Origin of the sequence: Bradyrhizobium sp. (assembly GCF_030697065.1) — a bacterium.
Taxonomy (GTDB): domain Bacteria; phylum Pseudomonadota; class Alphaproteobacteria; order Rhizobiales; family Xanthobacteraceae; genus Bradyrhizobium.
Window position 1 is genome coordinate 1 of record NZ_JAUYQU010000252.1, and the last position, 8,467, is coordinate 8,467.

An 8,467-nucleotide genomic window follows, 5' to 3' on the forward strand; every position below is an offset into this window, starting at 1 on the left:
CCGAAGTTCCGCGCGATCCGCGATCGTTACGTCAACACGAAAACGCCGCCGGCGAGCACGCTGGTGGTCGTTACCCGGCTGGCGCGGCCGGGCTGGCTGATCGAGATCGAGGCGATTGCCGCGCTCGACGACTGAAACGAAAACGGCGCCCGCGAGGGCGCCGTTTTGCTTGTCGAGAATAGATATCAGGCCGCCTTCACCGCGAGGTGCTTGAACATGTTGCCGCGCGCCTCGTCGTCCATTTCCGCCTTGAACTTGAAATTGTCCTTCAGGGCGATCGCCTTGGCCGCTGCCGGCCGTGCCGAGATCTCGTCGACCAGCCGCTTGACGTTGGGATACTTGGCAGAGGCGTCGTCGCCCATGATGAAGGGGATCATGCGGGCCCAGCCCCAGACGTCCATGTCGACGATGGTGTAGGTGTCGCCGACCATGTAGCGGCGCTCCGCCAGACGGTCGTTGAGGATGCCAAAATGCCGCTGCGCCTCGAACTGATAGCGGTTGTGGGCATAGTCGATCTTCTCCGGCGCGAAGTGCCGGAAGTGGACGGCCTGGCCGCTATACGGTCCGACGCCTGTGGCGACGAACATCAGCCAGGACAGCAGCTCGGCGCGGTTGGCCGGGCTGGTCGGGGGCAGGAACTTGCCGGTCTTTTCCGCGAGGTAGAGCAGGATGGCGTTGGAATCGAACACCTTGACGCCGTCGTCATCGATCGCCGGCACCTTGGCGTTCGGATTGACGGCGAGATATTCCGGCTTGAACTGGTCGCCGGCGCGGGTATCGACGGCGACGGGCTGATAGGAAATGCCGGCTTCCTCGAGGAAGAGCGCGACCTTGGTCGGGTTGGGCGATCCGTTGAAGTAGAATTTGAGCATTTAACCCCCTTGTCCATTGTTGCCGAAAAAATCGGGACGCGGCCACACTGCCGCGGACGGCATCTGAATGCTCACATTTCGTGGAATGCGCAACCGACGAGTTCGTGAGGCGCCCCGTGGGGATACGGCGCGCCGATCAGCCGTACCAGAAGAACCCGACCACCCCGGCGACGATGAGCCCGGCCCCGGTCGCCGTCATCATGGTTGCGAAACGAATCGCCGAATGCAGGTTCGAGGTCTGCGCGGCCCGTTCCGAGCGGCGCGCATAGCCGCGCACGATGACTTCCTCGTTGAAGGCGTTGCTGGCGTCCAGCCCGCCGGAGAGGCCGACGCAGATCAGCAGGACGCCGAGAATGACGAGACCAGCGAAGCCCAGGAAGCTCAGCATCAGCATCGGCGGCAGGCCGACCAGAAAGATCGGCAGCAACGGCAGCACGATCAATGATTCGGACGCTCGGGATCGCATCGGATCCTCCATCTGGCCGAAAATGACGGCCGGTGCGGAGTACGGACGCTGCGACTTATAGCAGGAATCGAGGCTGAACAGGGCGCGGCAGCGGCAGAAATTACACGGCTGCCATGCCGGAGCGGATTTCGGCGCGCAACTCGTCGATCAGCTTGAGGCCCTTCTTGGTCTCGATATGCCAGAAGGTCCAGCCGTTGCAGGCGCCGGAGCCCTGCGCCACCGCGCCCATGCGGTGGATCGAGCCGACCTTGTCGCCGAGCATGATGGCGCCGTCGGCGCGCACCAGGGCACCGTGACGCTTCCTGGCATCGACGAGCTTGGTGCCGGGTGAGATCATGCCGCGCTCGATCAGTTCGGAAAACGCCACCCGGGGCGCATCGCGAGCGGTCATGAACGGCGCCAGGGTGGCTTCCGGCAGCGGTTCGATGGCGGCGATGCGGGCTTCCGCCGCGCTCGCATAGGTCTGGTCGCGCTCGAAGCCGATGTAGCGGCGGCCGAGCCGCTTGGCCACGGCGCCGGTGGTGCCGGTACCGTTGAACGGATCGATCACGAGGTCGCCGGGCTTGGAGGACGACAGCAGCACGCGGGCCAGCAGGCCCTCGGGCTTCTGGGTCGGATGAACCTTCTTGCCGTCGGCGCCCTTGAGGCGTTCGTCGCCGGTGCACAGCGGGATCAGCCAGTCGGAACGCGCCTGCACGTCCTCGTTGGCGGCTTTCAGGGCCTCGTAATTGAACGTATAGCCCTTGGCCTTCTCGTCGCGCGCCGCCCAGATCATGGTTTCGTGGGCATTGGTGAAGCGGCGGCCGCGGAAGTTCGGCATCGGATTGGTCTTGCGCCAGACGATATCGTTGAGAACCCAGAAGCCGAGGTCCTGCATGATCGAGCCGACGCGGAAAATGTTGTGGTAGGAGCCGATCACCCACAGCGTCGCCGACGGTTTCATGATGCGGCGGCAGGCCAGTAGCCAGGCGCGGGTGAAGTCGTCATAGGCGGCGAAGGACGCGAACTTGTCCCAGTCGTTGTTGACGGCGTCGACATGGGATTCGTCGGGGCGCTTGAGGTCGCCCTTGAGCTGCAGATTGTACGGCGGATCTGCAAACACCAGATCGACCGAACCTGCGGCAAGCTTCGACATCTCGGCGACGCAATCGCCTACGACGATACGGGCACTCGACTCGGACTCAAATTGTGTGCGGGGCGCCCTTGCAGACGCCCCGCGACGCGACTCAACCATGACTCAATTACTCTGACTCAGGCGACGCTGTCGGCGACGCGGGACTAAACAACCGACTGGCCATACATTGACGTGCCGAGGTAAACACCGGGTTATCGAGCGCTGGTATTGCGCGAGGCCCGCCGTTGATTGATGGCTAGGCAATAATTGCCGGGCAGGTTATTGATTAATGGAATGGAAATTTTACCCGATTGCCGCGTTAGGTGTCGGCGAGTGCGCCGCCATCTGGCTGGAATGAGGAAATACCGCCATGCGTTATGATGACTTCCGCCGCAGCGACAATATCGACGATCGTCGCGATGACAGCGGCGGCGGAATGGGCGGCGGTGGCGGCATGCGGATGGGCGGCGGCGGGCTCGGCATCGGCACCATCATCGTGCTCGGCCTGGTCGGCTACGCCTTCGGCATCGACCCGCGCATCCTGATCGGCGGCGCCGAGATTCTCACCGGCGGCAGTCAGGCGCCGTCCTATCAATCCGATCGCAAGTCCGCGCCCGCCAAGACCGGTCCGCCGACCGACGAGATGGGCAGCATGATCGCCGGCGTGCTCGGCGAAATCGACGATCGCTGGGACGAGATCTTCAAGGCCAGCGGCCAAACCTACAAGGGCCCGCGCATCGTGCTGTTTCGCAACGCCACCAATGGCGGGCGCTGCGGCATGGCGCAGTCGGCGATGGGACCGTTCTATTGTCCGCCCGACAAGCAGATCTTTCTCGACACCGCGTTCTTCCGCCAGGTCGAAACCAAGTTTCGCGGCTGTTCGGGCAACGCCTGCAAGTTCACCGCGGCCTACATCATCGCCCATGAAGCGGGGCATCACGTCCAGAACCTGCTCGGCATCCTGCCGCGCGTGAACCGGATGCAGCAGCAGGCCGGCAGCAAGGCGGAAGCCAACGCGCTGCAGGTCAAGGTCGAGCTGCAGGCCGATTGCCTGTCGGGCGTCTGGGTCAACCGCGAGGAGAAGAAGCGTCCGGGCTTCGTCCAGCCCGGTGACATCGAAGCGGCCTTGCAGACCGCCGCCGCGATCGGCGACGACACGCTGCAGCGCAAGGCGACGGGCAGGGTGGTGCCCGACTCCTTTACCCACGGCACCGCCGCGCAGCGCAAGCAGTGGTTCATGACCGGCTACCAGCAGGGCACGGTGCAGTCCTGCAACACGTTCGGCGCGGGAGTGCTGTAGCAATCGAGGTCATTCCGGGGCGCGCGCAAGCGCGAACCCGGAATCTTGACAAGGCGTGCACGAGATTCCGGATCAGCCCGCTGCGCGGTCTGTCCGGAATGACGGATGAGGGTTTGCAAATGTCTTCCATCGACGAAACCAAGACATTCGTCCCGCTCAACATCGCGGTGCTGACGGTTTCCGACACCCGCTCGCTGGCGGATGACAAATCCGGAACCACGCTGGCGGATCGGATCGTCGCCGCCGGTCACCTGCTGGCGGCGCGCGAGATCATCGTCGACGATGTCGACGCCATCCGCATCATCATCAGGCGATGGATTGCCGACCCCGGCATTGATGCCATCATCACCACCGGCGGTACCGGTTTTACCGGCCGCGACGTCACACCGGAGGCGATCGAACCGCTGTTCGAAAAGCGCATGGACGGTTTCTCCATCGCCTTTCACATGCTGAGCCACGCCAAGATCGGGACCTCGACGATCCAGAGCCGCGCCACCGCCGGCGTCGCCGGCGCCACCTACATCTTTTGCCTGCCGGGATCGCCGGGCGCCTGCCGCGACGGCTGGGACGGCATTTTGGCGGCGCAACTCGATTATCGCACGCGGCCGTGCAATTTCGTCGAGATCATGCCGCGGCTGGATGAGCATTTGCGGCGGCCGAAGGCGCAGGGCGCGTCGGTCTGATCCGTCATTCCGGGGCGATGCGAAGCATCGAACCCGGAATCTCGAGATTCCCCGATGCGCAATTGCGCATCTGAGGTTCGCGTCTGCGACGCGCCCCGGAATGACGACTACTGCAGCCGCGCGATCTTTTTCAGCAATCCCCCACAGCGCGAGCCACTTGTCCCGCCAGGCTTCGTCGCGCAGTTGTTTGGCCCGTTGCTTGTGGAACGCCATGCGTTCCGGCGTGATGCGCCGCGGCGTATCGCGGCGCATTCCCGTCACAGTTCGCGCTCCCAGGTCTCGCCGATCAGGCTCTGGCCGAAACTGCGGTGCGGCTCGGTCGCCACCAGCACGAAGCCCTTGTCCTGATAGATCTTGCGGGCGGCGACCAGGATGCTCTGGGTCCACAGCGTGATCTTGCGGTAGCCGCAGGCCCGTGCGAACGCGATGCACTCTTCGACCAGACGCTGACCGAGACCCTGTCCGCGTCCGGCCGGATCGACCAGCAGCAGCCGCAGTTTGGCGACGGTGTCGCTCTGCCGGACCAGAAATACCGAGCCGACCTGGACGCCGTCGAGTTCGGCGATCCAGCAGCGTTCGCGCGAGGCATCGAACGAGGTCAGGAATTTTCCCGCGATCTCCGCCACCAGGCCCTCGAACGAGGAATCGAAGCCGTATTCGCGGGCATAGAGCGCGCCGTGGCTCTGGACCACCCATCCCATGTCGCCCGGCCGGGGATCGCGCAGGATCGCGGGCGGCGCTGCGTCGGTGGTGCCGAGCAGCCGCTCGATGGCGGCCATCGCCGCGATTAGCCGGTCGCTGTCGCCATGACGCAGCGAGGCCAGCATGGCGCCGACTTCGTCCTCCATGCTGCGTTCGAGCCTGGCAAAGGTCTGGCGTCCTTTTGCGGTCAGCGCCAGCCGGAATTGCCGGCGGTCCGAAGCCAGCGGCTTGCGGGTGATCAGTCCGTCTTCGTCGAATTTCTGGACGATGCGGCTGAGGTAGCCGGGATCGAGCCCGAGTTCGATCCCGATGTCCTTGGCGGCCGCGTCCTCCCGGTGCGCGAGTTCGTACAGCACCCGCGCCTCGCTCAGCGAGAACGGGCTCTTCAGGAGTTGCTGATCGAGCACCCCGAGCTTGCGGGTATAGAACCGGTTGAAGGCCCGGACCGCTGATATCTGGTCGTTGGAATCGGCTGGGGACATCGCGCACCTCAATACTTGCCATTGTCAATTAATTATTTGACTCTGGCAAGCATTTTGGCCGGGTACTGCGGGCAAGGATATTTGCGCTACGCCACCATGATCCGGCTGCGCAGCAAGGTGCGCGAGCGGCCGAGCCGGCGCAGCAGCCTGGCCTCGGAACGGCGGACGTCCGGCGCGTAGCCGCCGAGCGTCTCGTAATGATCGCGCGCGATCAGCAATCCCTGCTCCGCCGACGGTCCCGCGATCAGCCGCGCGACGAATTTGAGCCCGTCGCGCCAGCCCGCATCGGAATAGGGTGAGCGGGCGTATCGAAAAATCCCGGCGCGAGGACGGTCGCTGCTGGAGACGCCCTGCATGAACTGGGCGGTTTCCTCGATCCAGCCGGAGTCCAGCACCGCGCCGGCCTGCAGGAACATCAGCCAGGGCGAACGCGCCTGCCGCGCGCCGGCCGCCAGCGCCGCGGCGTGCGATCCCTCAAACGCGAGATACCGGCATCCCGCGACATCGGCGACGCGCTCGATCACCCCGTTGCCGGCGCGGTCGACCAGCAGCACCTCGCGTACCAGGCCGGCTGCGGCGCCCGGCACCAGCGCGGCAAGGGTGACCACGGCCGGCCGTTCGGCGCCGTCGGTGGGGATGATGATGCTGAGCATGGAGTTTCTGCGGTGCCTTGCGCGAGGGGGAAGCGCCGCACTGTTATCACCTTGTCACACTCAAATCAGCCTGCCCGGTTGCAGCTTTTTGCGGCATACGGGCCCGACGGGTGGAACGGCTCGGGATGAGAGAGCGGCGGCCGGTTGCTCGGACGAGGCCGACTATCCGGCGGCCGTGTGATGGGCGGCCAAGTTTGGCTTGCGGCCGCCATCACCCGGCTCATGAGCCCCGGACCGCCAACTGGCGACTTCGGCCAACTCTGCCTCGGGCCGCGTCACGGTGGTGTGGCGCCGGCCCAAGTAGAGATGGCCGCTGTCGCCGTCGATGGTGATCCAGTCGCTACCCGAGATCGCTGCGTTGCCAAGCCGCGCCCGGTCGGCCTCGCCATCGATCGACATGGCCGAACATCCGACCACGCAGGGCTTTCCCATCTGACGCGCCACCAGCGCGGCATGGGCGGTGCGGGCGCCGACCGATGTCACGATGCCCGCCGCGATGGCAAAACCCGCGACATCCGCCGTGCTGGTGTCAGGGCGCATCAGGATCACCGGGTCACCTGCGGCCGCCAGTCGCTCGGCGCTTTCGGAACAGAACGCGGCGCGGCCGACCGCGATGCCGCCCGAAGCGCCGATTCCGGAAATGACCGGATCGTCGGCCGAGAGCAGGGAGACCTCGACAAGGGCGTCCAGATCGACGCCGTCAAGCCGCTGCAGCGCCTGCTGTGGCGTGATCCGTCCCTCATGCACGAGGTCGATGGCGATCCGCAGCGCCGCGCGCGGGGTCCGCTTCGCCGACCGTGTCTGCAGGATCCACAATTTGCCGTCTTCGATGGTGAACTCGACATCCTGCACGTCGCCGAATTCCCGTTCGAGACGGTGGAGAATGTCGTTGAGTTCGACCGCAGCCGCCGGCAAAGCGCGCGCGAACGTCTCTTCGGTGTCGGGCGTCCGCCGGCCAGAAACGACGTCCTCGCCCTGGGCATCGAGCACGAGGTCGATCATCGGATGAGGCTTGCCGGTCGAGGGGTCCCGTGAAAACGCGACGCCGGCTCCGGAAGAAAGCCCGCCATTGCCGAAGACCATGGCCTGAACGGTAACCGCGGTGCCCCTGAGATCGTCGAGCTTCTGGAGACGGCGGTAGGTTTGCGCCCGCTCGCTCATCCACGATCGATAGACGGCCCGGGCGGCGCCGATGAGTTGCGCTGCCGCATCCTCGAGCCAGCTGTCGTCGCGGTCCTCGATCAACGCCTGCTCGTCGGCGGCGAGACGCTGGAGCGCCTCGCTATCCAGTTCTCGGTCGCTGGCGACGCCTTCGCTGGCGGTCAACTCGGCGAGACACGTGGTGAACGCTCCGGGGTCGAGGCCCAGTACCGCCTCGCCGTAGCTCTCGAGAAAGCGCCGCCGGCAATCCCACGCCAGCCGCGGCCGGCCGGTGGACCGGATCAGCCCGTGCACGGCGTCCAATGTGCAGCCGACGTCGAGCACGGTGTCCAGCATGCCCGGCATCGATCGCGCCGCTCCGGACCTTACCGATACCAATAGCGGTGAACGGACGTCGCCGAAGCGCTTGCCGGTGGCGCTCTCCAGGAACGCGATGCCTTCCTTCAGCCCCTCGCGCAGGCGGCGTTCGGCATGGGCATCTTGTTCGATGATGTCGGCGCAAAGCTTGACCGGGAGCACGAAGGCGGGCGGCACCGGCAATCCGAGCGCCGCCATCCGCGCCAGGTTCGCGGCCTTGGCGCCGATCGTGACGGCGGAATGCTGCCCGGTCGATTGTCCGCCGATTCGCACGATATGCATGGGCTGAGTTCCTTCCTAGGCGGCCAGATCGGTCATGATGTGCCGTCGCAGCAGGTGCCCGAATCCCGCCAGACGGTCGGTGGCGCGCTCGATGGCACGCGCCAGTTCGAGAACGGAGAGCGACGTGGCCACGTCGAAACCGCCCGCGAATATTTGCGTGGTGACATCGCGTTCCCGCAAATCCGCGGCGTGCTCGGCATCCATCAGGCGGACGACGGCGGCCAGCGCGTCCTCGGAATCGGCGCGGCGGCCTTCAGGGACTTCGATCGCGGCGGCAAGCCCGGACGCCGCGGCTTCCGCCGCGCCGGCGGCGATAGCGCACAGTCCGGCAAGTGCCGAGAGCAGACGCGGATCGATGCCATCCGGCGCCAGCGAGGCGATGAAGGCCGCCTGTT

At 65.6% G+C, this 8,467-nt stretch carries 9 protein-coding genes and 1 pseudogene; 3 read left to right on the forward strand and 7 right to left on the reverse strand.

All coding sequences use genetic code 11. From position 1 onward, the window contains the following. The first annotated feature begins 15 nt into the window (after positions 1-15). Positions 16-135, forward strand: a complete 120-nt coding sequence (locus tag Q8R73_RS19740; protein ID WP_371126138.1) for a RidA family protein — start codon at positions 16-18, stop codon at positions 133-135. 50 nt (positions 136-185) lie between these two features. On the opposite strand, the gene Q8R73_RS19745 is transcribed toward Q8R73_RS19740, so the two are convergent. The 3 genes from Q8R73_RS19745 to Q8R73_RS19755 all read right to left on the reverse strand — a co-directional run bounded on the left by Q8R73_RS19745 (position 186) and on the right by Q8R73_RS19755 (position 2,572). Then, positions 186-872, reverse strand: a complete 687-nt coding sequence (locus Q8R73_RS19745; RefSeq protein WP_305721228.1) for a glutathione S-transferase family protein — start codon at positions 870-872, stop codon at positions 186-188. 136 nt (positions 873-1,008) lie between these two features. Further along, positions 1,009-1,338 (reverse strand): hypothetical protein, encoded by a 330-nt coding sequence (locus Q8R73_RS19750; protein ID WP_305721229.1) that lies wholly within the window; start codon positions 1,336-1,338, stop codon positions 1,009-1,011. A 100-nt stretch (positions 1,339-1,438) separates the two neighbouring features. Next, the gene (locus Q8R73_RS19755) at positions 1,439-2,572 is read right to left on the reverse strand and encodes a site-specific DNA-methyltransferase (protein ID WP_305721230.1); all 1,134 of its coding nucleotides are present in this window, start codon (positions 2,570-2,572) and stop codon (positions 1,439-1,441) included. Positions 2,573-2,822: 250 nt separating this feature from the next. On the opposite strand from Q8R73_RS19755, the gene Q8R73_RS19760 reads away from it, so the two are divergent. Beyond that, the gene (locus tag Q8R73_RS19760) at positions 2,823-3,752 is read left to right on the forward strand and encodes a neutral zinc metallopeptidase (RefSeq protein WP_305721231.1); all 930 of its coding nucleotides are present in this window, start codon (positions 2,823-2,825) and stop codon (positions 3,750-3,752) included. 119 nt (positions 3,753-3,871) lie between these two features. Beyond that, positions 3,872-4,435, forward strand: coding sequence for a molybdenum cofactor biosynthesis protein B (gene moaB / locus Q8R73_RS19765; RefSeq protein WP_305721232.1), 564 nt, complete (start codon positions 3,872-3,874; stop codon positions 4,433-4,435). 257 nt (positions 4,436-4,692) lie between these two features. Here the strand turns inward: moaB and Q8R73_RS19770 are convergent, their stop codons facing one another. The 4 genes and pseudogenes from Q8R73_RS19770 to Q8R73_RS19785 all read right to left on the reverse strand — a co-directional run. After that, positions 4,693-5,619: a helix-turn-helix domain-containing GNAT family N-acetyltransferase gene (locus tag Q8R73_RS19770; RefSeq protein ID WP_305721233.1), complete on the reverse strand. Its 927-nt coding sequence runs from the start codon at positions 5,617-5,619 to the stop codon at positions 4,693-4,695. A gap of 86 nt (positions 5,620-5,705) precedes the next feature. Beyond that, positions 5,706-6,272, reverse strand: coding sequence for a glycosyl transferase (locus Q8R73_RS19775; protein ID WP_305721234.1), 567 nt, complete (start codon positions 6,270-6,272; stop codon positions 5,706-5,708). A 162-nt stretch (positions 6,273-6,434) separates the two neighbouring features. Beyond that, positions 6,435-8,072: a PEP/pyruvate-binding domain-containing protein gene (locus tag Q8R73_RS19780; RefSeq protein WP_305721235.1), complete on the reverse strand. Its 1,638-nt coding sequence runs from the start codon at positions 8,070-8,072 to the stop codon at positions 6,435-6,437. Between the two features lie 15 nt (positions 8,073-8,087). Beyond that, positions 8,088-8,467: pseudogene (locus Q8R73_RS19785) on the reverse strand (hypothetical protein); the annotation flags it as partial.

Coding starts and splice junctions, on each gene's coding strand:
- Q8R73_RS19745 (WP_305721228.1), bottom strand. CDS start 872: ATGCTCAAATTCTACTTCAACGGATCGCCCAACCCGACCAAGGTCGCG.
- Q8R73_RS19750 (WP_305721229.1), bottom strand. CDS start 1,338: ATGCGATCCCGAGCGTCCGAATCATTGATCGTGCTGCCGTTGCTGCCG.
- Q8R73_RS19755 (WP_305721230.1), bottom strand. CDS start 2,572: ATGGTTGAGTCGCGTCGCGGGGCGTCTGCAAGGGCGCCCCGCACACAA.
- Q8R73_RS19760 (WP_305721231.1), top strand. CDS start 2,823: ATGCGTTATGATGACTTCCGCCGCAGCGACAATATCGACGATCGTCGC.
- moaB (WP_305721232.1), top strand. CDS start 3,872: ATGTCTTCCATCGACGAAACCAAGACATTCGTCCCGCTCAACATCGCG.
- Q8R73_RS19770 (WP_305721233.1), bottom strand. CDS start 5,619: ATGTCCCCAGCCGATTCCAACGACCAGATATCAGCGGTCCGGGCCTTC.
- Q8R73_RS19775 (WP_305721234.1), bottom strand. CDS start 6,272: ATGCTCAGCATCATCATCCCCACCGACGGCGCCGAACGGCCGGCCGTG.
- Q8R73_RS19780 (WP_305721235.1), bottom strand. CDS start 8,072: ATGCATATCGTGCGAATCGGCGGACAATCGACCGGGCAGCATTCCGCC.